Annotated in this window: 22 protein-coding genes and 1 riboswitch; of the genes, 8 read left to right on the top strand and 14 right to left on the bottom strand. The window is 60.4% G+C overall.

Annotation, left to right across the window (positions count from 1 at the left end; all coding sequences use genetic code 11):
- The first annotated feature begins 5 nt into the window (after positions 1 to 5).
- Positions 6 to 1,784 (top strand): molecular chaperone, encoded by a 1,779-nt coding sequence (locus ACYZTR_RS03470; RefSeq protein WP_461976470.1) that lies wholly within the window; start codon positions 6 to 8, stop codon positions 1,782 to 1,784.
- A 71-nt stretch (positions 1,785 to 1,855) separates the two neighbouring features.
- On the opposite strand, the gene serB is transcribed toward ACYZTR_RS03470, so the two are convergent.
- Positions 1,856 to 3,070 (bottom strand): phosphoserine phosphatase SerB, encoded by a 1,215-nt coding sequence (serB, locus tag ACYZTR_RS03465; protein WP_201183819.1) that lies wholly within the window; start codon positions 3,068 to 3,070, stop codon positions 1,856 to 1,858.
- 135 nt (positions 3,071 to 3,205) lie between these two features.
- Between serB and ACYZTR_RS03460 the strand changes: the two genes are divergently transcribed.
- Complete coding sequence (locus ACYZTR_RS03460) at positions 3,206 to 4,738, top strand: AhpA/YtjB family protein (RefSeq protein ID WP_461968135.1); 1,533 nt, start codon at positions 3,206 to 3,208, stop codon at positions 4,736 to 4,738.
- A gap of 246 nt (positions 4,739 to 4,984) precedes the next feature.
- Here ACYZTR_RS03460 and ACYZTR_RS03455 read toward each other — a convergent pair whose 3' ends face one another.
- The 9 genes from ACYZTR_RS03455 to ACYZTR_RS03415 form a co-directional block, all read right to left on the bottom strand.
- Positions 4,985 to 5,698: a PqiC family protein gene (locus ACYZTR_RS03455; protein ID WP_461976468.1), complete on the bottom strand. Its 714-nt coding sequence runs from the start codon at positions 5,696 to 5,698 to the stop codon at positions 4,985 to 4,987.
- A 176-nt stretch (positions 5,699 to 5,874) separates the two neighbouring features.
- A complete protein-coding gene (gene parC, locus ACYZTR_RS03450; RefSeq protein ID WP_449646190.1) occupies positions 5,875 to 8,142 on the bottom strand; it encodes a DNA topoisomerase IV subunit A in 2,268 nt (755 codons plus the stop codon).
- A gap of 10 nt (positions 8,143 to 8,152) precedes the next feature.
- Positions 8,153 to 8,674, bottom strand: coding sequence for a retropepsin-like aspartic protease family protein (locus tag ACYZTR_RS03445; protein ID WP_461976465.1), 522 nt, complete (start codon positions 8,672 to 8,674; stop codon positions 8,153 to 8,155).
- Positions 8,671 to 9,660: an esterase-like activity of phytase family protein gene (locus tag ACYZTR_RS03440; RefSeq protein ID WP_461976463.1), complete on the bottom strand. Its 990-nt coding sequence runs from the start codon at positions 9,658 to 9,660 to the stop codon at positions 8,671 to 8,673. Before ACYZTR_RS03440 ends, ACYZTR_RS03445 begins: the two co-directional genes overlap by 4 nt.
- The gene (gene parE, locus ACYZTR_RS03435; protein WP_449646193.1) at positions 9,660 to 11,564 is read right to left on the bottom strand and encodes a DNA topoisomerase IV subunit B; all 1,905 of its coding nucleotides are present in this window, start codon (positions 11,562 to 11,564) and stop codon (positions 9,660 to 9,662) included. Before parE ends, ACYZTR_RS03440 begins: the two co-directional genes overlap by 1 nt.
- 55 nt (positions 11,565 to 11,619) lie before the next feature.
- The gene (locus tag ACYZTR_RS03430) at positions 11,620 to 12,228 is read right to left on the bottom strand and encodes a YqiA/YcfP family alpha/beta fold hydrolase (protein ID WP_461976461.1); all 609 of its coding nucleotides are present in this window, start codon (positions 12,226 to 12,228) and stop codon (positions 11,620 to 11,622) included.
- A 123-nt stretch (positions 12,229 to 12,351) separates the two neighbouring features.
- The gene (gene cpdA / locus ACYZTR_RS03425; RefSeq protein WP_461976459.1) at positions 12,352 to 13,167 is read right to left on the bottom strand and encodes a 3',5'-cyclic-AMP phosphodiesterase; all 816 of its coding nucleotides are present in this window, start codon (positions 13,165 to 13,167) and stop codon (positions 12,352 to 12,354) included.
- Positions 13,168 to 13,275: 108 nt separating this feature from the next.
- Positions 13,276 to 13,728, bottom strand: coding sequence for a DUF1249 domain-containing protein (locus ACYZTR_RS03420; protein ID WP_449646196.1), 453 nt, complete (start codon positions 13,726 to 13,728; stop codon positions 13,276 to 13,278).
- Entirely contained in the window at positions 13,719 to 14,336 is a 618-nt protein-coding gene (locus tag ACYZTR_RS03415; protein WP_461976457.1) for an NUDIX domain-containing protein, read from the bottom strand. The genes ACYZTR_RS03420 and ACYZTR_RS03415 overlap by 10 nt, the downstream gene beginning before the upstream one ends.
- A gap of 230 nt (positions 14,337 to 14,566) precedes the next feature.
- Here ACYZTR_RS03415 and ACYZTR_RS03410 point away from each other — a divergent pair, with 230 nt between their 5' ends.
- Entirely contained in the window at positions 14,567 to 15,313 is a 747-nt protein-coding gene (locus tag ACYZTR_RS03410) for an RsiV family protein (RefSeq protein WP_449646198.1), read from the top strand.
- Here the strand turns inward: ACYZTR_RS03410 and cytX are convergent.
- Together cytX and thiC are read right to left on the bottom strand one after the other, a co-directional pair.
- Positions 15,282 to 16,574 carry a putative hydroxymethylpyrimidine transporter CytX gene (gene cytX, locus ACYZTR_RS03405; RefSeq protein WP_461976455.1) on the bottom strand — a complete coding sequence of 431 codons (1,293 nt, stop codon included), beginning with the start codon at positions 16,572 to 16,574 and terminating at the stop codon, positions 15,282 to 15,284. The genes ACYZTR_RS03410 and cytX overlap by 32 nt on opposite strands.
- Before the next feature lie 145 nt (positions 16,575 to 16,719).
- Positions 16,720 to 18,609, bottom strand: a complete 1,890-nt coding sequence (gene thiC, locus ACYZTR_RS03400; protein ID WP_461976453.1) for a phosphomethylpyrimidine synthase ThiC — start codon at positions 18,607 to 18,609, stop codon at positions 16,720 to 16,722.
- Positions 18,610 to 18,775: 166 nt separating this feature from the next.
- A riboswitch (TPP riboswitch) is annotated at positions 18,776 to 18,881 on the bottom strand.
- A 193-nt stretch (positions 18,882 to 19,074) separates the two neighbouring features.
- Between thiC and ACYZTR_RS03395 the strand changes: the two genes are divergently transcribed.
- Positions 19,075 to 20,508, top strand: a complete 1,434-nt coding sequence (locus tag ACYZTR_RS03395; RefSeq protein ID WP_461976449.1) for a TolC family outer membrane protein — start codon at positions 19,075 to 19,077, stop codon at positions 20,506 to 20,508.
- A 40-nt stretch (positions 20,509 to 20,548) separates the two neighbouring features.
- Here ACYZTR_RS03395 and waaA read toward each other — a convergent pair whose 3' ends face one another.
- Both waaA and ACYZTR_RS03385 read right to left on the bottom strand, forming a co-directional pair.
- Positions 20,549 to 21,826: a lipid IV(A) 3-deoxy-D-manno-octulosonic acid transferase gene (waaA, locus tag ACYZTR_RS03390; RefSeq protein ID WP_461976448.1), complete on the bottom strand. Its 1,278-nt coding sequence runs from the start codon at positions 21,824 to 21,826 to the stop codon at positions 20,549 to 20,551.
- Positions 21,819 to 22,739 carry a LysR family transcriptional regulator gene (locus ACYZTR_RS03385; protein WP_461976446.1) on the bottom strand — a complete coding sequence of 307 codons (921 nt, stop codon included), beginning with the start codon at positions 22,737 to 22,739 and terminating at the stop codon, positions 21,819 to 21,821. Before ACYZTR_RS03385 ends, waaA begins: the two co-directional genes overlap by 8 nt.
- 103 nt (positions 22,740 to 22,842) lie before the next feature.
- On the opposite strand from ACYZTR_RS03385, the gene ACYZTR_RS03380 reads away from it, so the two are divergent.
- The 4 genes from ACYZTR_RS03380 (at position 22,843) to ACYZTR_RS03365 (ending at position 26,347) form a co-directional block, all read left to right on the top strand.
- A complete protein-coding gene (locus tag ACYZTR_RS03380) occupies positions 22,843 to 23,175 on the top strand; it encodes a DMT family transporter (RefSeq protein WP_461976444.1) in 333 nt (110 codons plus the stop codon).
- Positions 23,176 to 23,373: 198 nt separating this feature from the next.
- A complete protein-coding gene (locus tag ACYZTR_RS03375) occupies positions 23,374 to 24,549 on the top strand; it encodes an NAD(P)/FAD-dependent oxidoreductase (RefSeq protein WP_461976442.1) in 1,176 nt (391 codons plus the stop codon).
- Entirely contained in the window at positions 24,546 to 25,358 is an 813-nt protein-coding gene (locus tag ACYZTR_RS03370; protein ID WP_461976440.1) for an aldo/keto reductase, read from the top strand. The genes ACYZTR_RS03375 and ACYZTR_RS03370 overlap by 4 nt, the downstream gene beginning before the upstream one ends.
- Positions 25,359 to 25,390: 32 nt before the next feature.
- Positions 25,391 to 26,347 (top strand): metal ABC transporter ATPase, encoded by a 957-nt coding sequence (locus ACYZTR_RS03365; RefSeq protein ID WP_461976438.1) that lies wholly within the window; start codon positions 25,391 to 25,393, stop codon positions 26,345 to 26,347.
- The last annotated feature ends 9 nt before the right edge of the window (positions 26,348 to 26,356 follow it).

Below are 26,356 nucleotides of genomic sequence, written 5' to 3'. Positions count from 1 at the left end.
ACGGCATGAATGAGACCAGCCCCCACCTGCTGCTACGCGCGCCCATCCCGATGCAGGTGCGCCTGTCGATCTGTGAAGCCACCCCGCGCGACCTCAAGCGCTGGATCGCCAATCTGCCCAAGGCCAATATCGGCGAGACCGCTCGCCAGCTGTACCAAGGCTTGAGCGAACTCAACCAACTGCTCACGCCAAGCGAAAATCGCCTGCAATTGCTCGAACTGTTGCGCCCCGAGGTGTATTACGTCTGCAAACACCTTGAGCGGCATTTCCTGCATCAGTCGATTGTCCTCGACGAGCGTTCGCGCAAGATCGCCAACCTCTGCCAGGCGCTGCAAAGTCACTTGGCCATTGGTTATAAACAGATCGTCGTGCGCATCACACCGACATTCAGCAAGGACCGGGCGCCGCTGCTGACTCAGGCGCTGCAACGGGCAATTCACTGCCTGAACGGGCCGCTGATTCGCTCGACCAAACTCTATTGCCCGGTGCCGGAAGGCCTGTGGCTGGAGCTGCATCAGCTCTACCGGATCGCCTGCGCACACCGACTCCAGCATCTGAGCCTGCGCGATGAGCTGGCCAGCCAGACGCAAAACCTGAGCATCGAACAGACTTACGTGGTTGCCTTGCTGCTGGGCGCCTCGCGCTGCAATCAACTGCGCCAGAACCAGATTGCCCGAGTGGCCGAGGTGCTGGAGCCCTGGAGCCAATGGATCAAGCTGCAACCTGGTAAATCCTCCACCGGACTGTTTGCCGTCGCGCCAGACCTCGACACCGGGCCGCGTTACCGCACCAAGTTCCGGGCCGAGCAGCAGGAGAGTTTGCTGGGGATCGATCCACAGCCTCTGGTTGCGGCCATCGAAGGGCACTTGCAAAAAACCGACAGTTCATCGCCCCTGCCCGTGCCGCCAGAGTTAAGCCTGGATACGTTGCAACATCTTCATGCCGCCTGGGGCCAGGCCGCCGAACGCAGCTTCCAGCGCACCATCGGCCAAGGCACGTTGACCTTGTGCGTGGGAATGAGCGCGCTGCACTTTTATCTGGGCGGGCAACGGTCGTTTAGCGACATTCTGAAAAACCCTGGTGCCCGGCCTGCACAATTTTCGGCGACATCTGTGACAGGCAGGGAAAAGGACCCATGGCACCAGGCATTCGACGCCGCCCCCCAAGGCACTGCGGACGCTCTGCTGCCTTACGAAGAGATCGAATACCCGCAGTTGCTGAACGACGACAGCCACGAGGCATCCGACCGCAATCAGCACTTCCCGACCCACGTCTTGTCGGTGGTCAATCACAGCCCTGGCGGTTACTGCCTGTCCTGGCCCGGCGCGGTGCCTGCCGAGTTACAGGCGGGTGAGATGGTCGGCATCGAGGACGCTGCCGGTCAGGGCTGGAGCATCGCGGTGGTGCGCTGGATCCGCCAGGTGCGTGGCGGTGGCACGCAGATGGGCATTGAGCAGGTTGCGCCCTTCGCCGAGCCTTGCGGCCTGCAACTGGTGCGCACCCGTGATGACCACAGCCAATACCTGCGCGGTCTGTTGCTGCCGCAAATCAGCGCCATCGACCTGCCGGCCACTTTGCTCGCGCCGCGCCTGCCCTTTCAGGAGGGCAACAAGGTCATGATCAATACCAACGGCGAAGAACGCAGGGTCGGGCTGGATCGGCGGGTGGCGAGCACCAATAGTTTCAATCAGTTCGCCTACCGTCCACTGGAGACAGCCAAACACGACAACGCCGCGGTGAGCGGCGCTGAGGAAAATTTTGATTCGTTGTGGAAGTCGCTTTGAGGGAGTAGCAGATCCCTGTGGCGAGGGGGTTTACCCCCTCGCCACAAAGGCCCTGTCAGTCAATACAAAACTCAGAGCTGCCCGTCGCGGTCCCGGAATCCCAGCAAATACAGCACGCCATCCAGCCCAAGGGTGGAAATCGCCTGCTTCGCCGACTGCTTCACCAGCGGTTTGGCACGGAACGCCACGCCCAACCCGGCAATCGCCAGCATCGGCAAATCGTTGGCGCCGTCGCCAACGGCGATGGTCTGTTCCAGACGCAAACCTTCCTTGTGCGCCAATTCTTTCAGCAGATCGGCCTTGCGCTGCGCATCAACAATCGGCTCGACCGCCACCCCGGTGACCTTGCCGTCGACCACTTCCAGTTCGTTGGCGAACACATAGTCGATACCCAGCTTGGCCTGCAGTTGCTTGGCGAAGTAGGTGAAGCCGCCCGACAGAATCGCCGTCTTGTAGCCCAGGCGTTTGAGTTCGGCGAACAGGGTTTCGGCGCCTTCGGTGAGGCGCAGGGAGGCGCCGATCGAATCCAGCACGCTGACGTCCAGCCCTTTGAGCAAGGCCAGGCGCTCCTTGAAGCTGGCGCGGAAGTCCAATTCGCCGGCCATCGCCCGTTCGGTGATCGCAGAAACCTGATCGCCCACGCCGGCAGCCTTGGCCAGTTCGTCGATGACCTCGGCTTCGATCAGCGTCGAGTCCATGTCGAACACCGCCAGACGACGGTTGCGGCGGAACAGCGAATCTTCCTGGAAGGCGATGTCGACGTTCAGTTCTTGAGCGACGCTGAGGAATTCGGCCCGCAACGCTTGCGGATCAGCCGCTTCGCCACGCACGGAAAACTCGATGCAGCCCTTGCCCTGATCGGCCGGGGTGTCCAGCGGCATACGCCCGGACAGACGATCGATGTGGTCGATGTTAAGGCCATATTTGGCGGTGATCGAACTCACGGCCTGCAATTGCCCGGCGGTCACTTTGCGGGTCAACAGGGTCACGATGTGGCGTTTCTTGCCCTGATTGCCGACCCACTGCTGGTAATCCTCTTCGGACACGGGCGTGAAACGCACCTGCTGATCGAGCTTGTAAGCCGTGAACAGGATGTCCTTGAGCACCGACTTGCCTTGCTCGGTGTCAGGAATTTCAACCAGGATGCCGAACGACAAGGTGTCGTGGATCACCGCCTGACCAATGTCGAGAATGCTCACACCACCCTGGGCCAGAACGCCGGTAATGGCCGCAGTCAGACCCGGACGGTCGACTCCCGTGATGTTTATCAGGACGATTTCGCGCAAGGCGCACCCCCGCAGGTGGAAAAAAACCGCATTCTACCCACTTTCAGTGACCATCGGGCACCGTGAGCGCTTTGACGGTCTAGGGCCTGTCGCTATACTGCGCGTCAACTTCACGGACAAAAGAGCCGAGCTCAAGTGAACCGGCCCACGCCAGTAAAAACCGATAACTTCTTTCTGCTGATCTTCCGTGCACTGCGCCACCGCCGTGTACCGATTGCATTACGCATCGCCAGCCATAACGTGATCCTGGTCGCTCTGGCCCTGGTGATCTATGCCTGTGTGATGGGTTTGCAGTTCAAGCAGGCCATGCACGAGCAGGCGGATGCCCTGGGCGAAAGCCTGACCACCCAGACTGCCACGTCCGCCACGGAGCTGTTGGTGTCCAACGACATCCTCAGCCTCAACGTGCTGCTCAACAACCTGACCAAAAACAAGCTGGTGGCCCACGCCGCCATCTACAGCGTGGATAACCGCATCCTCGCCGAAGCCGGTCAGCGCCCCAAGCACAGCCTGCTGGGCGAAGCCGAAGGCATGTACCAGAGCAAGATCACGTTCCAGGACGTGACCGCCGGGCAACTGCGCATCAGCCTGGACATGGATCAGTTCCAGCAGCCGATGACTATTAGCCTGCAAAGTATGGGTATTTTGAGCGCGATTCTGCTGGCGCTGTCCCTGGCACTGAGTCTGCGTCTGGGTAGGCACATCTCCACACCGCTGCTGCAATTGCGGGTGTGGCTGCGCAATATCGACGAATACACCCCGGCCACCGAGCGTCAGGATGAGATCGGTGACCTGGCTCGCCAGCTGCACGCCAACTTCGCGCCAGAGCCGGCCGAGCCGGAACCTGCTCCCGAGCCTGAGTACGACGAAAGCGACTACGAAGACGCAGACGATAACGAGCCAACCTTCGAGGTGCGCAATCTGCGTGACCCGAGTTTTGACGAAACCAAGCCTGTGGCCGGCCTCAAACCCGCGCCACGGCAGATTGTCAGCACCGTTGAAGACGATGACGATGATGATGCATTTGCCGATTTGCGTGATGAATCGGCCGACGTCGCGCCGAAACCGGCAGCAAAACCGGTGATCTCGAACGTGCCACAGCACAGCGCCGTCCTGGCCGTGCAACTGGGCGCTCAGGATCAGCTGCGTCGTCTGCCCCGGACTCGCCTGGAAGAATTGCTCAAACGCTATCGCGACTGTCTCGATCAGGCCGCCTCGCTCTACCAGAGCGAACTGCACACCCTGAACGATGGCAGCACGCTGATGCTGTTCCACACCGAAGACAGCGGCGACGACTACCTGACCAACGCCATCTGCTGCGGTGAGTTGTTGCGAGCTCTGGGCCATCAACTGCAGATCGAAGTCGCCGACAGCGGCATCACCCTGCAATTGCAGCTCGGTTTGACGCTGGGTGACGAGCTGTTCGGTCTGAGCCAGATCGATCTACTGCTGACCGAAGCCGCTCAGGATGCGCTGGCCCTGTCGCAACACAGCCGCAACCTGCTGCTGGTGGAGCGCAAGATCGGTGACGACGCGCTGATCCGCCAGCGCGCGCGGATCCGCCCGATCGCAAGCCCTGAGGGTGCGTGCTGTGTAGAACGGCTGATGGAGCCTTATCCGTCGATGCTCGAGCGACAACTGTCGCGGATGCATGAGCGCCGGGCGTAGTCGCCTCGTTGTAAAGAAGCCCGCAGATGAGTGATCGTCTGCGGGCTGATCGTTCCCACGCTCTGCGTGGGAATGCCTCCAGGGACGCTCCGCGTTCCAAGCCTCACCCCAACCCAACGCCTGGCACCGATGTGACGCAGAGCGTCACGGGCTGCATTCCCACGCAGAGCGTGGGAACGATCATCACCGAACGGCAGAAACAACAAAGCCCGCACTAGGCGGGCTTTGTTATGGATCAATCCAGGCTTAGAACCTGAACACTTCCATATCGGTCCGGATCGGCGAAGCCATCGGGATCTTCGGTTGCTTTTCCGCTTCCGCCGCGGGTGCCGCCGGCTTGGCAGCCGGCTTTTTCGGCGCTTCGGCAATCGGTGGCTGATTGGCCAGTGGTTTAAGCGCCGTCGACAGTTGCTCGGCCAGACGCTGCAGCAACACACCCTGAGCCTGAACCTGAGCCGCCGTGCCACCGGCATGCTGCTCTTGCAGGTGAATAATGCGGTTATCGCGAACCTGGCCCCGACGGTCGATCAGACGCCATTGCGCGTCAAGGATCGCCGGTTGCGCCTCACCCGAATCCAGACGAGTAATCGTCAGAAGAACCTGAACATCCGGCGTGAAGCCCACTGTCGCAGGCGCCAGCACCACGCGCCGGCTGTCGAGATGACCCGCTACCTGACGCAGCAACAGCTGATCGATATCGGACGACAGGCTACCCGCCCAACGACCATCAGTCGAAGCTTGCAGGCTGCCATCCGGCTGTCGCTGCAACAACGTTTCGCGTTGCAGGTAATCAGCTACCGTTACCGGACCCAGCAATACAGCCATGCCCGCGCTTTGCGCAGGCTCAGCCGGACTTCCGCTGTCCAGCTGATACAGCGACACCGGTTGGTGAACGCTGCAACCCGCCAGACCAAGAACGCCAGCGATCATCAAAATAAAAGGAAGGCGCAGAGCAGTCATCGTCCCATCCAGGTAGTTGCCACAAGGCTAACCACAGTGAAAATACTCAATAAATATGAAGAACGCTCGGCCACGCCGGCGCTTGAAAGGCCATATCATCCGTGAATATGCGTTCCGACTCCAGCGCCAAAGCGTCGATCTACGCGTTAAATCGTAGATCGAGCGCTCTAGGACGCTTAATTGAGGTTTTCGACGAGCAGCGCATCTACTCTCTGAAAGCCACGTGGCAGTTTGTTACCACGACGTCCTCGCTCACCTTTGTAGTGTTCGAGGTCGTCTGCTTTCAGCGACAAGGTACGTTTTCCGGCCTGTAGCACCAAGGTGGCGCCATCCGGCAACACGGCGATGTCCGTGACATATTCTTCGCGACTGGCTACACGCTCACCGGAGATTCCGATGATCTTGTTGCCTTTGCCCTTACCTAATTGTGGCAGATCGCTGATCTTGAAGATCAGCAGGCGACCTTCGGTGGTCACCGAGGCCAGCCAGTTCTGCTCACGATCGGCCACCGGACGCGGCAGAATCACCTTGGCGTTGTTCGGCAGGCTCAACAGCGCCTTGCCCGCTTTGTTCTTGGCCTGCAGGTCTTCACCCTTGACCACGAACCCGTAACCGGCGTCGGACGCGATCACATACAGCGAATCGTCTTCCGGCATCAGCACGCATTCGAAGCTCGCCCCGGGTGGCGGCGTCAGACGGCCGGTCAACGGCTCGCCCTGGCCACGGGCCGATGGCAGCGTGTGTGCGGCCACCGAATAGCTGCGACCGGTGGAGTCGATAAACACGGCGAACTGGTTGGAGCGACCGGGCGCCAAGGCCTTGAAACCATCCCCGGCCTTGTAGGAAAGCCCGGTGGCGTCGATTTCGTGCCCTTTTGCAGAACGAACCCAGCCTTTTTCCGACAGGACGACGGTCACTTTCTCGTTCGGCAGCAGATCGTGCTCGGTCAGGGCCTTGGATTCGGTGCGCTCGACGATTGGCGAGCGACGGTCATCGCCGTAGGTTTCAGCGTCCTTGATCAGTTCGGTGCGTACCAGTTTTTTCAGCTTGGCTTCACTACCCAGCAAGGCTTGCAGCTTGGCCTGTTCCTTGAGCAGTTCATCCTGCTCGGCACGCAGCTTCATTTCTTCGAGGCGCGCCAACTGACGCAAACGGGTGTCAAGAATGTAATCGGCCTGGATTTCGCTCAGGGCGAAACGCGCGATCAGCGCCGCTTTCGGGTGTTCCTCGGTACGGATGATGTGAATCACTTCATCCAGGTTGAGGTAGGCGATCAACAAACCGTCCAACAGGTGCAGGCGACGCTCGACCTTGTCGAGGCGGAATTGCAGGCGGCGGCGCACGGTGTTGACGCGGAACTCCAGCCATTCCACCAGCAACGCACGCAGGTTTTTCAACTGCGGCTTGCCGTCCAGACCGATGATGTTGATGTTGACCCGGTAACTCGACTCCAGCTCGGTGCTGGCGAACAGGTGCTGCATCAGCGCATCGTGGTCAAAGTTTTTGCGTGCGCCCGGAATAATCACGATCCGGCACGGGTTTTCGTGGTCGGATTCGTCTCGCAGGTCAGCGATCTGCGGGGCCTTGGACGGCTTGGCCTGCATCATGGCCGCGATCTGTTCCAGCACCTTGGCGCCCGACACCTGATGCGGCAGCGCGGTAACGATGATGTCGCCGTCTTCAATGTGGTACACGGCGCGCATACGCACCGAACCCTTGCCGGTTTCGTACATTTTCAGCAGGTCGGCGCGGGGCGTGATGATTTCCGCTTCGGTCGGGTAATCCGGGCCCTGAATGTGTTCGCAGAGCTGTTCGACCGTGGCTTTGGGCTCATCGAGCAAACGCACGCACGCTGTCGCGACTTCGCGCAGGTTGTGCGGTGGTACGTCGGTGGCCATGCCCACGGCGATGCCAGTGGTGCCGTTGAGCAGGATGTTCGGCAGCCGCGCCGGCAACACCAGCGGCTCGTCGAGGGTGCCGTCGAAGTTCGGGCCCCAGTCCGCGGTGCCCTGGCCCAGTTCGCTGAGCAACACTTCGGAATAACGCGACAGCCGCGCCTCGGTGTAACGCATGGCGGCGAAGGACTTGGGATCATCCGGCGCACCCCAGTTTCCCTGGCCGTCGACCAGTGTGTAGCGGTAACTGAACGGCTGGGCCATCAGGACCATGGCTTCGTAGCAGGCCGAATCGCCGTGCGGGTGGAACTTACCGAGCACGTCACCGACGGTACGCGCCGACTTCTTGTGCTTGGAATCGGCGTCCAGCCCCAACTCGCTCATCGCATAGATGATGCGTCGCTGTACCGGTTTCAGGCCATCGCCGATATGCGGCAAGGCACGGTCCATGATCACGTACATGGAGTAGTTGAGGTAGGCATTTTCGGTGAAGTCAGCCAGTGACCGGCGTTCTACACCGTCCAGGCTGAGATCAAGGGAGTCGCTCATGCGGGCCTCATCAGTTCGTTGTCTGGCGCAGCAGCATGGTGCCACCGCGCTGGGTAAATTCAAGTTTGTTCAGCGCGCTCATACCGAGCAGCACTTGATTGCCATCCAGGCCCGGCACAACGAGGGCTCGAACATCACGCAACACAATGTCGCCCAGTTGCAGCCTGTCGATACGGGTTCGATAGCCCTCGGTACGACCGCTGGCCGTGCTCAGGGTCACCCCGAAGCCTTTTTCCAGTTTCAGCCGTCCGGCCATACCACCCGGGATTGCCACATCAGTCGCCCCGGTATCGAGCATGAAATCCACCGGCTGGCCGTTGATCTGGCCGCTGGCGACAAAATGTCCCTGGCTGTTACTGGCCAGTTTCACTTCGATAAAACCTTCGCCCTGTTGCGAACTGACAACCGCGTTCGGATTCTGCTGGCGCTGTTCCCACTGACCGAAAAACCGTGTGGCCAGAAACAGCGCCGCGCACCAGGCCAGCACCATCAATACTCGACCGGCGCGTTTGCCCGGTGGCTGTTGACTCATGGTTTGGCACTCCAGCCACCTTCTGGCGCGGCAAAGCGCCAGACGATCGGGCGTTTCTCGCCATCGGCGCGGGCATCGTTGTTGTTGTCGGTGCCGATCCACGCTCCCTCTGCGTCGATAACCAACGCTTCGGTCAGGCCGTAGGGATCTGAATAACGGCGATGCGCCTGCAAGGCTTCATCGGCAAACGACCAGCAGCGCTCGACCTTGGCCGTCACCGAATCACGGCGGCAGATCTGGTAAGCGTTGCGTTCAAGGGTGTACAGCTTGCCGTCGAACAGCGATAGATCGGCAAAGTCCCGAGATACCGCTTTGGCTCGTGGAAACTGCGCCGGCTGCATTTCTTTCCCCGCTTCGCTCACCAACACGCAACCCCCATCGCAATCCCAGACCGTCTGTTTGCGCTTGATCAGCAGCAATCCACGACTTTGACGCTCGGCGGCGAACCACAACTGATCACCCGCAGGATTGATCGCCAGGCCCTCGAACAGCGCATTGAAGTGCAACAGCATGCCACTGGCCCGTGCTTCGCGGACCAGCATCGGCGAGATCTTTAGCCAAGACGTCGGCCCAATAGGCGGCACTTGCAGAACCGCCGCATGGGATTCACTGACGATGTAGCGATTACCCGCGCTGTCGCAGGCGATGCCTTCAAAATCCAGATCCCCGCCCCGGACAAATGACGCCACCCAGGTCCGAGAACGCAGCCCCCAGGGCAAATCGCTGTCAGGCACCGCAGGTACGCCGATGCCCACGGTTTCAGCCTGCCAGACGGTATCGCGGGTATCGAGGCGGTAAATCCGGTCATCATCGCGATCGGACACCGTCCACATATCCTTGCCACACTGGGCCAGTCCCGACAGGTTGCCGCCGCGCATACCGTCAACGGGATGCTCGGACAACAAGCGCAGTTCCGGCACCGGTTCGGCAAACGCCGTCACCGAGGTCAGCAGTAACGCACACGCCAGGGCAAAGCCAACCCGCATCAGCCAAGAACCTCGGCCAGGTTGCCTTTGGATTCCAGCCAGGATTTGCGATCACCCGCGCGTTTCTTCGCCAGCAGCATGTCCATCATTTCTGCTGTAGCGTCGTAATCTTCAAGCGTCAGCTGCACCAGGCGCCGAGTGTTCGGGTCCATGGTGGTTTCGCGCAGCTGCGGCGGGTTCATTTCACCCAGACCTTTGAATCGTGTGACCTGCGGCTTGCCGCGTTTCTTCTCGGCCACCAGACGATCGAGAATGCCATCGCGTTCGGCTTCGTCCAGGGCGTAGTAAATCTCTTTGCCCAGGTCGATGCGGTACAGCGGCGGCATGGCAACGTAGACGTGACCGGCATCCACCAACGGGCGGAAATGCTGGACGAACAACGCGCACAGCAAGGTGGCGATGTGCAGACCGTCGGAGTCGGCGTCGGCGAGGATGCAGATCTTGCCGTAACGCAGCTGGGCGATGTCCGCCGAGCCCGGATCGACACCGATGGCCACGGCGATGTTGTGCACTTCCTGACTGGCCAGCACTTCGCTGCCGTCGACTTCCCAGGTGTTCAGAATCTTGCCGCGCAATGGCAGGATTGCCTGAAATTCTTTATCCCGCGCCTGCTTGGCCGAACCACCAGCGGAATCACCTTCCACCAGGAACAATTCGGAACGCATCGGATCCTGCCCGGCGCAGTCGGCAAGTTTGCCCGGCAGCGCCGGCCCTGCAGTAATGCGTTTGCGCTCGACCTTTTTGCTCGCCTTCAATCGACGGCCAGCGTTATTGATCGCCAGTTCCGCCAGCAGCATGCCGGTTTCAGGGTGGGCGTTGAGCCACAGGCTGAACGCGTCCTTGACCACACCGGAAACGAACGCGGCCGCTTCACGGGACGACAGACGCTCTTTGGTCTGGCCGGAGAATTGCGGCTCTTGCATCTTCATCGAAAGGACGAACGCGATGCGTTCCCAGACGTCTTCCGGCGCCAGCTTCACACCGCGTGGCAGCAAACTGCGGAATTCGCAGAACTCGCGCATCGCGTCGAGCAAGCCCTGACGCAGACCGTTGACGTGGGTACCGCCCTGCGCCGTCGGGATCAGGTTGACGTAGCTTTCCTGCACGCTGTCGCCACCTTCCGGCAACCACAACAGCGCCCAATCGACCGCTTCTTTATTCCCGGCCAGGCTACCGCAGAACGGCTCGTCCGGCAGGCGTTCGAATCCGTTGACCGCGTCGACCAGGTAGGAACGCAGGCCGTCTTCGTAATGCCATTCGACTTTCTCGCCGGTGGCCTTGTCTTCAAAACTGACCAGCAGCCCGGGGCACAGAACGGCTTTGGCCTTGAGCACGTGCTTGAGGCGGCTGATGGAGAATTTCGGCGAATCGAAGTACTTCGGGTCCGGCGCGAAGAACACGCTGGTACCGGTGTTGCGCTTGCCGACGGTGCCAATGACCTCCAGCTCGGTTTTCTTGTAACCATTGGCGAAGGTCATCTGGTATTCGTTGCCGTCACGCTTGACGCGCACCCGGACTTCGTTCGACAAGGCGTTGACCACGGAAATACCCACCCCGTGCAGACCGCCGGAGAACTGGTAGTTCTTGTTGGAAAACTTGCCGCCCGCGTGGAGCTTGGTGAGGATCAGCTCGACACCCGACACGCCTTCTTCGGCGTGGATATCCACCGGCATGCCGCGGCCGTCATCGCTGACTTCCAGGGAGTGATCGGCGTGCAGGATGACCTGCACCGAAGTCGCATGCCCGGCCAAGGCTTCGTCGACGCTGTTGTCGATGACTTCCTGGGCGAGGTGGTTCGGCCGACTGGTGTCGGTGTACATGCCGGGGCGTTTGCGCACCGGGTCGAGGCCCGAGAGGACTTCGATGGCGTCTGCGTTATAAGAGCTAGCGCTGGGAGTGGCCATGGGGTCTCGTCGTCCGTCTTCTATTAAAAGTGTTCTGTGAAAAAGAGGCGACGACTCACAGTGCAGTGAAATCGATCACCTGATACAAATCTGCGCCGATGCCGGCAAAACTCAGCATTGCCGGAAGTTGCGCGGCAAAACCCTGGAAACTATGGTCACCGCCGGCCTGGATGCGCAAGGCACAGGCCCGGTAGTACTGCTGGGCGAGGCGATAGTCCAGCGTTTCGTCGCCGGTCTGCAACCACACCTGATACCGCTGCGGGTCCTGGGGCGCCGGCACTTCCAGCTCGGCCAGGGCCGTCACGTGGTCGTGGGTCAATTCCCAGGCCTCATCGGTATACAGGTTTTTCTGCGTCCCCAGATACCCGTCGAACATCCGGTGCGGGCTGACGGCAGGGTTGATCAACAAGGCCTTGAGGTCATGGTGCTCGGCCAAGTGAGTCGCATAGTAGCCGCCGAGTGAGCTGCCGACCAGCAGTGGCCGACCCAGCTCCTCAATCGCCTTGTTTAGCTGACCGATGGCCTCGCGCGGATGGTGATGCAAGGCCGGAACGCGCAACTGATCGCTCAAGCCCAGACGCTCCATCACATTCATCAACTGACAGGCCTTTGTGGAGGCCGGCGCGCTGTTGAAACCGTGGATATATAGGATCGAACCGGACATTTGAGCTCCCTGTGCGTCGGGTAAAGAGGCGCAGTTTACAGGGTGTCGGGGGGATCGGGGATACCGCAGAAATGAGGGCGCCTGTGCGGACGCCATCCTCGGTCTTTGGAAATGACAAAAAAATCAGTAACCGTTGGAGCCGTAATCAACCTGAAAATCAAACCCGGTGACCCGCTCAACGCCAGTTTCAATGAGGCCATCCGGCAACAACCGCAACCACCGATACCCCGGCGCCTGGTCACTGACCTTGAAATCATCACTGCCCGGCTCGAACTGGATACACGTCGAAGGCGAAGCAAGCAAACGCACGCCATTGCGAACCTGGTCGATCTCTTGATGCACATGCCCCCACAAAACAGCACGCACCTGCGAAAACCGATCGAGCACCGCAAACAATGCCTCAGGATTACGCAACCCGATTGGCTCCATCCACGCACACCCAATCGACACCGGATGATGATGGAAGCACACCAGATGATGCCGCTCCGGCGCCTCGCTCAACGAACGGGCCAGCAATTGCAGCTGCTCATCCTGCAAATACCCCGGCACCGAACCCGACACGGCCGAATCGAGCAACGTGACGCGCCAGTTACCAACATCCACCACCGGCTCCAGCAACGCACTCTGCACGGCCGCTTCGGCCATGATCTGCGGCTCATCATGATTGCCGGGAATCCAGCGCGCCGGCGCATCGAGCTGCCGGGTCAGGTCGCGAAACAGCTGATAGGACTCCAGCGTCCCGTCCTGAGACAAATCACCGCTGGCGATGATCAGATCAATCTGCGGCTGCTGAACCCGCACCAGCTCGATGACCTTTTGCAGACTGTCACGGGTATTCATGCCCAACAACGTCCCGTCCGTCTCGGCAAACAGATGACTGTCGGAGAGTTGCACTAGCAACGCCGAATTGGCGGTGGTCAATGTGGATACGCTCGGCAAGGCATTCTCCCAGGGCTGAATCACGGGATTGGATGAGTGCCGCAATTATGCTGGGGGACGATCAAAAGGGGAAACCTGTGAACCTGACGCAGTTCACAACTAGTGCACTCAGCGAACAACCGCGTACTCATGCCCACACGCCAGACAATGGCTGAGCCATTCGCCCAGGAACATATTCAGCTGGGCCTTTTCGTCCGGCTGATGCATTGAGGCATTCGGGTAAGGATAGATGCCGCGAAAGCGTCGCGCATGTTCGGCGCTGACCACTTCGGCCATGCACGCGTCGTGATAGACCTGCACTTCCAGTTGCGGCACCGGCAGCCACGGCAGGCTGTGTTCCTGGCGCACTTGCAAGGTCGTGGTGTACGGACAGACCTGCAGCACTTCGAGGGCCAGCACGCCGAGCATCTGGTCCCCGTGGGTCATGGCAATGCGCCGCGCCTGCGGCTCGTTGCGCATGTCCGGTAGCAGCCGCATCAGACGCGCATAGTTGGCCTCGCAGGAGGCTTGCAACCCCACAAGATCAACCCGATAACGATCGCGAAGTTTGTTTACGACCATAACCCCCTCACTTCAGCGCGGTTCAAAGCAAGCCATTGCAAAGCAATGATGCTGGCCGCGTTGGCAATTCGTCCGTCGCGTACGGCCTGCAGGGCATCTTCAAAGGCCCAGACCGTGACGCGGATATCTTCTGCTTCTTCCTCCAGCCCATGCAAGCCGCCAACCCCGGTACTGTCGCAGCGCCCCAGGTACAAATGCACGAATTCATTGCTGCCGCCCGGCGATGGAAAATATTGGGTCATCGGCCAGAGCGCCCCGAACACAAGCCCAGCTTCCTCCTGCGCTTCGCGGTGAGCAACTGCTTCCGGTTCTTCATCCTTGTCGATCAGACCAGCGACCAGTTCGATCAGCCATGGATTGTCTGTCTTGCCCATGGCACCAACGCGAAACTGCTCGATCAACACCACTTCGTCACGCTGCGGATCGTAAGGCAGTACGCACACCGCATCGTGGCGAACAAACACTTCACGATTGATCTCGCGACTCATGCCACCGGCGAACAATTCGTGGCGCAAGTGCACGCGATCGAGCTTGTAGAAGCCCTCGTAGCACTTTTCGCGCCGAACGATCTCAACGGTGGTCGGAATGGCGTTGGCAAAATCAGTCATGACAAATCCTCTTTACTGCAAATCCGTTACGAGGCTCCTTTTTGTTACTTGCAACCTCGACTTCGCGCCATCCTAACGCGCCGGCGACGTTTGATGCAGCCCCTTTCCAGACAGCGGGATAGACGGCAGGGCTGTAAACAACTCTAATTAGCTTAGTGGCGAACTGATTACTCCGCTGACAGTCGAAGCGGGTAACTTTTTCGCCTTTCCCTGTTTTATGAAGGACGCCCATGTCGCTTTTTAAAATCGCCTCCGTGGCCGCAATCGCCCTGACTCTGGGCGCGTGCCAGAGTTTGTTCCAACCCAACTACCGGGCGCCGCTGGAAACCACCCGCGATGCATCGGAACAGTTGAAACCTGGCTGCACCACGCCTGATTGCCCGTTGGTAAATATTGATACGCTGCGCTTCCCAGACGAACCGCAGTTGGACGGCATCCTCGAAAAACGCCTGCTGCAAATGACCCGCACCTCGCCCGACGCCCCAGTGGCGCCGACGTTGGCAGCGTATCGCGAGCAATTTTTGAGCAGTGCCGGCCCGCGCTACAGCAGTTACCTGCAAGCCAAGGTACGTGAGCAGCATGACGGCTTGGTGATCGTTGAATTCTCCAGCTACCTGGACACCGGCGGTGCCCATGGCTCGCCGGGCCGCAGCTTCATCAACTACTCACGCCAGCAACACAAGGTGCTGACACTGTCGGACATGTTGATGCCTGGGCAGGAAGAGGCATTCTGGAAAGCCGCGCAGGTGGCGCACAACAGTTGGCTGATCAGCACCAAGCTCGATCAGGAACCGGAGTTTGTGAAGAGCTGGCCATTCGTGAAAACCCAGAACGTGGCGCTGACCTACGGCGGGGTGATCCTCAAGTACGAAGTGAGCACCATCGCGCCTTACGCGCTGGGTCACGTCGAACTGAAGATCCCTTACCCTCGCCTGAACGGCATTCTCAAGCCCGAGCTGTTCCCTGGCCGTAACTGAAGGCTCGACCCAGCACCAGCTGCAGCAGCCCTGCCAGAATCAGTGACGGCAGGGTTGCACCGATGTCCGGATACAGATTGGCCAGCAAATGATAGGTACTCACCCCGCCCAACCAGGCGAGTAACGCCGGCCAGCGCAACGCGGCTGACGCCACAAGAGCACCGCGCTTGCGCAGGATGAAGTGATCCACCAGCACCACGCCAAACAGCGGCGCAAACACCGAACCGATCAACAGCAGGAAGTTCTGATACTGGGCCAACGGCGCCAGGCACGCGATCAGTGTGCAGATCACGCCAATCGCCAGCGCCAGATGCTCAACTTTCAAGCGCAGCAAAATCCCGCTGGAAACCGCTGCCGAATGAATGTCAGCAAAGGCGTTTTCCGACTCGTCCAGCAGAATCAACAGCAGTGGAATCCCCAGGCCTGCACCGGCCAGTGCCAACAGCAAGGCATTCACTTCACCGCTCGGCGCGAATGCCAGCGTGTAGGCCACGCCCAAACTCATCAACCAGAAGTTACCGATAAAGAAACCAACAGCGGTGCCGCCGAACACGTTTTTCGCACGCTTGCCGAAACGCGAGTAGTCAGCAATCAGCGGCAACCACGACAGCGGCATGGCGATGGCAATGTCGAAGCCCACCGCGAACGACATCGAACCGTCACCGGCCTGAGCCCACAACGCGGCCAGATCGGCTTTGGCAAACAGGTTCCAGGTCAGCCAGATGCACGCGGCCAGCAGCAGCCAAATGCCCCACTTGCGCAGGATCTGACGCACAAATGTCAGCGGACCGCTGACGGCCAGCAAGGTTGCCAAACCGCCAAAGAACACGGTCCAGAGCAGCGGATTCGACAGCAGGCTGCCTTCGCTGAATGCACGAGCACCGAGTAGGCTGGCGGCGTCGCGCATGACGATGATTTCGAACGAGCCCCAACCGATCAGTTGCAGCAAGTTCAGCACGGCCGGCAGGCTCGCGCCTTTTGCACCGAGGCTGAGTTTCAGCGCGGCCATCGACGACAGACCGGTGTCGCTGCCGATCACGCCAACGGCAGCCAGCAACAGAACGCCGACCAGAGTGCCGAGAAAGATCGCCAGTAGCGAGCCGGACAGGCCCAGACCTGGCGCGAGCAATGCACCGGTCTGCAGGACCATCAGGCCGATGCCGAGGGAGAACCACAGGGAAAACAGATCGCGACCACCGAAGACACGCTTGTCTGTGGGCACCGCGATATCAGGGGAATAAGTGCTGGGTTGAATACTCAAGGGTGTTATCTCAGAGGGACATTTGTTGTGATCGTTCCCACGCTCCGCGTGGGAATGCAGCCCGGGACGCTCCGCGTCCCAAAGCGTGACGCAGAGCGTCACAAGAGGCATTCCCACGCAGAGCGTGGGAACGATCAGTACGGGATCAAACCTTCTTGTACAGCTGACTGCCTTCCTGCTTGAACCGCTCGGCCTGTTCCGCCAATCCCTGGGCGACTTCGGCATCGACGGTTTCGATCCGTTGGTTGGCCGCGTATTCGCGGACTTCCTGGGTGATTTTCATCGAGCAGAATTTCGGCCCGCACATGGAGCAAAAATGCGCGACCTTGGCCGAATCCTTCGGCAGGGTTTCATCGTGATACGAACGCGCGGTGTCCGGATCAAGGCCCAGGTTGAACTGATCTTCCCAACGGAATTCGAAACGCGCCTTGCTCAAGGCATTGTCGCGAATCTGCGCACCCGGATGCCCCTTCGCCAGATCGGCGGCATGCGCGGCGATCTTGTAGGTGATGATCCCGGTCTTCACGTCATCTTTGTTCGGCAGGCCCAAGTGTTCCTTCGGCGTCACGTAGCACAGCATCGCGCAACCGAACCAGCCGATCATCGCCGCACCGATACCGGACGTGATGTGGTCGTAGCCGGGGGCGATGTCGGTGGTCAGCGGGCCGAGGGTGTAGAACGGCGCCTCGTCGCAGCACTCGAGCTGCTTGTCCATGTTCTCTTTGATCAACTGCATCGGCACGTGGCCCGGGCCTTCGATCATGCATTGCACGTCGTGCTTCCAGGCGATCTTGGTCAGCTCGCCGAGGGTTTCCAGCTCACCGAATTGTGCGGCGTCATTGGCGTCGGCAATCGAGCCCGGACGCAGGCCATCGCCCAGCGAGAAGCTGACGTCGTAGGCCTTCATGATTTCGCAGATGTCTTCGAAATGGGTGTAGAGGAAGTTCTCTTTGTGATGCGCCAGGCACCACTTGGCCATGATCGAGCCGCCACGGGAAACAATGCCGGTCACGCGTTTGGCGGTCAGCGGCACGTAGCGCAGCAACACGCCGGCGTGGATGGTGAAGTAGTCGACGCCCTGCTCGGCCTGTTCGATCAGCGTGTCGCGGAACAGCTCCCAGGTCAGGTCTTCGGCAGCGCCGCCGACTTTTTCCAGGGCCTGGTAGATCGGCACCGTACCGATTGGCACCGGCGAGTTGCGGATGATCCACTCGCGGGTTTCGTGAATGTGTTTGCCGGTGGACAGGTCCATGACCGTGTCCGAACCCCAGCGAATGCCCCAGGTCAGTTTCGCCACTTCTTCTTCGATGGACGAACCCAGGGCACTGTTGCCGATGTTGCCGTTGATCTTCACCAGGAAGTTACGGCCGATGATCATCGGTTCCAGTTCGGTGTGGTTGATGTTGGCCGGAATGATCGCGCGACCGCGGGCAATCTCTTCACGGACGAATTCGGGGGTGATGATTTTCGGCACGCTGGCGCCGAAGCTGTGACCGGCGTGTTGCTGGTCCAGCAGGCCAGCGGCGCGAGCCACTTCAAGCTTCATGTTCTCGCGGATGGCGACGTATTCCATCTCGGCGGTGATGATGCCTTTGCGGGCGTAGTGCATCTGGCTGACGTTGGCACCGGCCTTGGCCCGGCGCGGGTTGTTCACGTGGGCGAAACGCAGCTTGGTCAGCTCCGCATCGGCGAGACGTTCCTGGCCGAAGTTGGAACTCAGACCCGGCAGACGCTCAGTGTCGCCACGGGATTCGATCCACGGGGAACGCACATCGGCCAGGCCTTTGCGCACGTCGATGATGACGTTGGGGTCGGTGTACGGGCCCGAAGTGTCGTACACCACCACCGGCGCATTGATCTCACCGCCGAAGTCGGTCGGGGTCACATCAAGGCTGATTTCGCGCATCGGCACGAGGATGTCCGGGCGAGTGCCCTGAACATAGATTTTTTGCGAGCGAGTAAAAGGCTGAACCGATTGCTGATCGACTTGGGCCGAGTCACTCAGGTTCGTCGTATTTTTTAGTTTTATCGTCATCACGGGCTCTCCGAACACATCCAGGCAGTGGATTTTTTTGTCGGAGTGAACCTGTAATCGAATGGACGCACGCGTCGCTAGAAAACTAGCGGGTGCTGTGCTCAGTGCTCGAGGGGTGTTCGATTGTCGAACAACATCCCGGACGAAGCACAAGAGGACTCGCCGGGTGACGAGAAATCTTGTTCCCTACGCAGGCGCTAACCTGATCAGGTTCAACGGGATCCGAAATTATTCGATCTCAGCCTCATAGCAAGGCACCCCGACAAGAACCCGGCCAGTCTAGACACAACTGGCAAAGAACGCCAACACCGCGGTAAACACCATGATGAATGGCGCAATTAACGGATTGTTGCCGTTCGCGCGCGCAACTACACTCGCTACGCTGTGCCGCGCCTTGACGTTGTATGGCGCTGCGCCGTACCTTTGGCGCTCAAATTATCAGCGTAATTTTTTAGGGATCGCCTCATGCTGCGCAAACTCTCACTGGCCCTTGCCGTGTCTTGTGCGTCCAACGGAATGGCCTGGGCAGCAGAAGCGCCCTTATCGACCAAGACCGATCTGGTCAGCGTCTACCAGGAAGCGGTGGACAACAACGCCGACCTGGCTGCCGCTCGCGCTCAGTACGGCGCGCAGAAAGAAGTTGTGCCCCAGGCCCGCGCCGGGCTGCTGCCGAACCTCTCCGGCGGTGCCGAAGTGGCCAACGTGCGCACCTCGATCGACCAGCCCTCGGCCGTTGCCAATCGCAGCGCCCACTCCTATCAGGCGACGCTGGCCCAGCCATTGTTCCGGGCCGATCGCTGGTTCCAGTTTCAGGCCGCCAAAGACGTCAACGAACAGGCCGCACTGCAACTCTCGGCGACCGAGCAAAACCTGATTCTGCAGACCGCCGAAAGCTACTTCAACGTGTTGCGAAGCCAGGACACCCTCGCCTCGACCAAGGCTGAAGAAGCGGCGTTCAAACGCCAGCTCGATCAGTCCAACGAGCGCTTCGACGTCGGCCTCTCGGACAAGACCGACGTGCTGCAATCGCAAGCCAGTTACGACACCGCGCGGGCCAACCGGATCGTCGCGCAGCGCCAGGTGGATGATGCGTTCGAAGCATTGATCACCCTGACCAACCGTCAGTACAACTCGATTCAGGGCATCGTCCACACGTTGCCGATTCTGCCCCCGGCACCGAACGACGCCAAATCCTGGGTTGATACGGCCGCCAGGCAGAACTTGAATTTGCTGGCCAGCAACTACGCCGTCAGTGCTGCCGAAGAAACGCTCAAGCAGCGCAAGGCCGGCCACGCGCCCACCGTCGACGCCGTGGCGAAATACGAGAAGGGTGACAACGACGCCATGGGTTTCAGCAACCCGAACGCCTTCGGTCAGCCTTACAGGGGCAACGTCGAGCAAACGACGGTGGGTCTGCAACTGAATATCCCGATCTACAGCGGCGGCTTGATCAACTCCCAGGTGCGCGAATCGTACTCACGCCTTGATCAAACCGAACAGCAACGCGAATCACTGCGTCGGCAGGTGGTAGAAAACACCCGCAATCTGCACCGCGCGGTGAACACCGACGTCGAACAGGTGCAAGCGCGCAAGCAGTCGATCATCTCCAACCAGAGCGCGGTGGAAGCGACCGAAATCGGTTATCAGGTAGGTACGCGAAACATCGTCGACGTGCTGGATGCGCAGCGTCAGCTGTACACCTCGGTGCGCGATTACAACAACACTCGCTACGACTACATCCTCGACAACCTGCGCTTGAAGCAGGCCGCCGGCACCTTGAACCCGGGGGATTTGCAGGACCTGGCGCGTTATCTCAAGGCTGACTACAACCCGGACAAGGACTTTTTGCCACCGGACCTGGCCAAGGCAGCGGCGGATCAGCTCAAAGCCCGGCCCTAGCCACAAAGCAAAGAGCATTCGCGAATGAAGACAACTCGGTCTAACGGTCGATCAACCGTCCCAACCCATCCAGCAAGCGCTGTAACGCGCCCTGATTGGTGCGCATCACTTTCAGCCCCGCCTCCGCCATCCGCTGCGCATCGCGCGGCAATTCGAACAATCGCTGCACTGCCAGCGCCAGACCTTCGGCATCCTCTACTTCCTGCAACGCCCCGGCACTGCGCAACTGCGCGGCGATTTCGAGGAAGTTAAACAGGTGCGGCCCGCTCAACACCGGTTTGGCCAGAGCAGCCGGTTCCAGCAGGTTGTGCCCGCCGTTCGGCACCATACTGCCGCCCACAAAAGCGCTGTCAGCCAAGGCGTACAGAAACAGCAACTCACCCATGGTGTCGCCCACCAGCACCGAAGTCTGCGCAGTGACCGGGTCGCCAGTGGACCGACGCACCGTGGCGAAACCCTGTTGCTGACACAACTCAAACACCGAATTGAATCGCTCCGGATGGCGCGGCACCAGAATCAGCAAAGCGTCGGGATGATTGGTCAGCAACTGGCGATGAGCCGCCAGCACCACTTCGTCTTCGCCTTCGTGGGTACTGGCAGCGATCCACACCGGACGCTCCTGAGCCTGCCATTGCGTACGCAACTCGGCGGCACGCTGGAGCAGTTTCGGGTCGATGGTCAGGTCGAATTTGATCGAGCCGGTCACTTTGACCGTTTCCAGGCGCGCGCCCAACTCGCGAAAGCGCTGGGCCTCGGCCTCGGTCTGCACCGCGAACAGGCTCATTTCGGCGAGCATCGGCTGAGTCAGTTTGCTGAAGCGGCCATAGCCCTTGGCCGAACGTTCGGACAGTCGCGCATTGGCCAGTGCCACGGGAATCCCGCGCCTGGCGCATTGATGGATATGGTTCGGCCAGAGCTCGGTTTCCATGATCACTGCCAGTTTCGGCTGGACCCGATCAAGGAATCGCGCCGCAGCGCACGGCAAGTCGTAAGGCAAATAGCAGTGCTGGATGCGCGGCTCGTTGGCGAACAACGCCTGGATTCGCTCGGACCCGGTTGGGGTCATGCAGGTCACGGTAATGGGCAACTGTGGATAACGTTGCAACAACGCGCGAATCATCGGCGCCGCGGCAATGCTTTCGCCCACCGACACCGCGTGCACCCAGATGCCGCCGGGCTTCATCACCGGCAGTCCAAGGGAGAAACGTTCACCAATGCGCTTGGCGTACGCCGGCGCCTTGCGTGCCCGCAGCCAAAGCCGAATCGCTACCAATGGCAGCCCCAGGTAAAACAGCGCGGTGTAGAGAGTTCTATTCATGGCGGCGGAGTTTATCGGTTTTTTCGCCGATCGCCTGCAAGTGCACGGCAAAACGTTCCGCCAACCAACGAGCCGCCGGCCCCAGAGGTTCATCGCGGCGCCAGACCAGCTCCACCACCAGCGCCGGCGGGGTCCATTCGCTGACCAGTTCGACCATCAAATTCTGATACGCCGGGTACTGCACCACGTGTCGCGGCAGCCAGGCCCAGCCGAGGCCGCGCACCAGCCATTCAGCCATCACGTAAAAACTGTCGGCCCGCCAGACTTGCGGGCTGGCGGGCTCGCTTCCGGGATAGACACTGGACTGTGTGGACATCAGCAACTGTCGATGCTGCGCCAGTTGCTGACAGTCGACCTGAGCCTGTTTCGCCAGTGGGTGGCCGACGCCGCACACCGTGACCATTTCGACGCTGCCCAACACCCGCCGCTCGAGCGCTTCGGGAATCTGGTCGTGATAAAACAGCAGCCCCAGATCGGCCCGACGTTCCACCAGTTTGCGCGCAACATCGCCCTGGGCGGCGCTGGTCAGCTGCACTTCAAGGCTGGGAAATTGCTGAGCCAGGGCTTCGAAGCTTTCGATAATCGGCTGATAGGGCATCGCCTCATCCTGGGCCACACGCAAACGCGCCTCTTGGCCGCGCATCATTGCCAGCGCCCGGCCGTTAAGGCGTTCGCATTGGCGCAGCACTTCCCGCGCCTCGTCCAGCAACGCGTTACCAGCCTCGGTGAGTTTCGGCTGGCGGCCGCTGCTGCGGTCGAACAGGCTGACGCCCAGGTCCTCTTCGAGCAGCGCAATCGAACTGCTGACCGCCGACTGCGCCTTGCGCTGATCCCGCGCCACCGCTGAAAACGAATGCTGCTCCGCTACGCTGACAAATAGCCGCAGCTGCTCCAGATTCCATTGCATATTCATGGCTCAACCCATCTTCAGAACAGATAGGTAATGACTTTACCGCATCTGGAGAATCTCTAGAATGCCGACCTCATAAAGCAACACTTCACACGAGGATGCATCTATGACCGCTTACTACTACCTGGCCATCGCTATCTGCGCCGAAGTGATCGCCACCGTTTCGATGAAAGCGGTCAAAGGCTTCAGCACCCCACTGCCACTGTTGTTGGTCATCGTCGGCTACGGCATCGCCTTCTGGATGCTCACGCTGGTGGTGCGCAGCGTTCCGGTGGGCATCGCTTACGCGGTGTGGGCCGGCATGGGAATCGTGATGGTCAGTGTGGCGGCGCTGTTTATCTACGGGCAGAAACTGGATGTGCCGGCAATGCTGGGGATGGGGTTGATTGTGTTGGGTGTTGTCGTCATCCAACTGTTCTCCAAAACCGCCGGCCATTAAGTGCGCAACACATTCCATTGTGGGAGCGAGCTTGCTCGCGAAGAGGGTGTGTCAGTCGACATCAATGTTGCCTGACACGCCGCTTTCGCGAGCAAGCTCGCTCCCACAGGTTTTGCATCCGCCCTATTGATCACCAACAAATCGCCTCTTCTTCGAGTCTGTATACTGCGCCCTCGTCTTGAACACTGAGGTCGTTGCATGCCATCCGTTATTTCCACCGACGTTCTGATTGTCGGCGCTGGTGTCGCCGGCCTCTGGCTGAATGCGCGCCTGCGCCGCCAAGGGTTTTCGACCGTGCTGGTGGAAAGCGCCAGCCTCGGCGGCGGGCAAAGCGTGAAGTCCCAGGGCATCATCCACGGCGGCGCCAAGTACGCGTTGCATGGCGCCCTGACCGGTGCATCGGAAGCCATCGCCGACATGCCTCGCCGCTGGCGTGAAGCCCTGGCCGGTGACGGCGAGCTGGATCTCAGCGGCGTGCGCCTGCTGTCCGAAGCCCATTACCTCTGGTCCCCCGGTACGATCGCCGGCAACCTCACCAGTTTCTTCGCCAGCAAAGCGGTGCGCGGTCGCGTCGATCAGGTCAAGGGCGAGCAACTGCCACCCGCCCTGCAAGACAAGCGTTTCAAGGGCAAGGTCTATCGTCTGGCGGAACTGGTGATCGACGTGCCGAGCCTGATTCTGCGCCTCGCCGATCTGGCGGGTGATGGTTTGCTCGCCGGCCAGAAAATCGAACCGTTGCTGGAAGGTGGCGTTCTGGTTGGCCTCAAAGTCGACGAGCGCGAAATCCGCGCCCAGCGCATCGTGCTCAGCGCCGGGGCCGGTACGGCGGCGTTGCTCGAAACCCTGGGGCTGAGCCAGCCGGCCATGCAACGCCGGCCGCTGCACATGATCATCGCCAAAGGCCCGGGCCTCAAACCGCTGTATGCCCACTGCCTGGGCGGCGGCACCAAACCGCGCATGACCGTCACCACCCATCCGGCCGCCGATGGCCAATGGGTCTGGTACCTGGGCGGCGATATCGCCGAAGCAGAAGGTGTCGCGCGTGAACCCGCGGCACAAATCGCCACGGCGCAGAAAGAACTCGGCCAGTTGCTGCCATGGATCGACCTGAGCACGGCGCAATGGGCGACCTTGCGAGTGGATCGCGCCGAGCCGCTACAATCGGGGCTGACTCGCCCCGACAACGCGTTTCTTGCCGAAGAGGGTCGGTTGCTGGTCGGTTGGCCGACCAAACTGGCCCTCGCGCCGGACTTCGCCGACCGGGTCATCGCCTCCTTGCAGCGCGACGGCATCCAGCCAAGCCAATCGGCGCCACTACCCGACCTGCCAAAACCGCCGATGGGCGTCCCTGCCTGGGAGCAACTGTTGCCATGAGCCAACCGACCTTGCACGACCTGCATCGCCCGCTGGGCAGCACCGGCCTGCTGGTTTCGCCACTGGGCCTGGGCACGGTAAAACTCGGCCGTGACCAAGGCGTGAAATACCCCAACGGTTTCCAGATTCCCGATGACGACGAAGCGCGGATGCTGCTTAAACTTGCCCGTGACATGGGCATCAACCTGATCGACACCGCCCCGGCTTATGGCCGCAGCGAAGAGCGCCTCGGCCCGTTGCTGCGGGGTCAGCGTCAGGATTGGGTGATCGTCAGCAAGGTCGGCGAAGAGTTTGCCGACGGCCAGTCGAGCCACGATTTCAGCGCCGCCCACACGCGATTGTCGGTGGAGCGCAGCCTGCAACGCCTGGAAACGGATTGTATCGACCTGGTGCTGGTGCACTCCGACGGCAACGACCTGGCGATCCTCAACGACAGCGAAGTCTATGCGACCCTCGCGGCGCTGAAGAGCGAGGGCAAGATTCGCGGCTTCGGTTTTTCCGGCAAAACCGTCGAAGGCGGTTTGAAGGCTCTGGAAACAGGCGATTGCGCCATGGTCACCTACAATCTGAACGAGCAGAACGAGAAGCCGGTCATTGACTATGCTGCTGCTCACGGCAAAGCCATTCTGGTCAAAAAAGCCCTCGCCAGCGGCCACGTATGCCTGAGTCCGGGCGTGGACCCTGTTCGCGCCAGCTTCGAGTTGTTGTTTGAACACCCGGGTGTTGCCAGTGCTATTGTCGGGACCATTAATCCGCTGCACCTCGCCCATAACGTCGCGACCGTTGCCCAGGTGCTACGTAGAAACTGATGCCGCCCACGCGGCCTTAAGCAGGAGCCGACATGCCGCGTACGCTCATTAGAAAGAACCCGAGCAACTTCAAGACCCTGCCGTTATTCGTCGAAGCGACTCCCGAAGGCCTGAGTTATCAAAGCGTCGGGATGCCGCTCAATTTTTCCCAGACCCTGCAACGTCGCCGCCCGGTGACGGTAGCCGACACTCAGCGGTTTTCGCTTGAGCTGGCCAATCTCGGGGTCTCTGTGCGCCTGACCCTGCATTGGCAAAATCGCGACTACTGGGTGTTGGTCCGTCAGCGTCGGCAGGATCGGGGCGATGTAGTGCTCAAGCTGATCTCCGGTTACGTGCCGGCCCATGAGCTGAACCTGCCGCTGCACACGGCAATCCAGGAGATTGCCGAAGAATGCCTGCTGGAAACTCCAGAAGGCTGGCTCGGCGGGCGCTTCAACGACACCTGGCTGCCGGCGCCCTACTCGTCCGCGCTGCATTATCGCGAGGCGTTGCCGTTTCGCCTGACGCCGCTGTCAGGTTCGGCGCGGCCCGTGCGTTGCGCCAAGATGCAGTTGATCGAACGCCCGCGGGCTTACGTGCATTTGCCAACGTCCTCGCTGCAATTGATCTATGACTTGCGCCTGGACGTGCCCAAGGAAGCCAAATCCTTGAGTTTGTTTCACGTCGACGAACGATTGGAAGGCGATCAACTGGTGGCCCGCCTCGATCGCAAGCGTCCTGATCTATACCTGATGCCGCATGAAGATGGTGTGCCTCTTCCCGAGCTCTACACCCTCAAGCGCGACCAGTTGTTGCCGGCCAGCACCCGAGGACTGTACCTGGCGGAAAGCTTTGCCGCCCAAGAAGGTTGGGTGGTCCGTGAAGAGCGTATTCGCTGGAAAGAATGGGTCGCACAACAGGGGCTAGGGGTGCCAAAAGCTCAGCGACAAGGACTGATTAAACTCGGCGCCAAGGCACTGCAACTGGTGCGATTGGTACGAAGACGCTAGCGCACGATG

The organism is Pseudomonas sp. Hz4, assembly GCF_054898165.1.
Note: the sequence above shows the minus strand (reverse complement) of the source record. Positions and strands in the feature narration are given on the sequence as shown.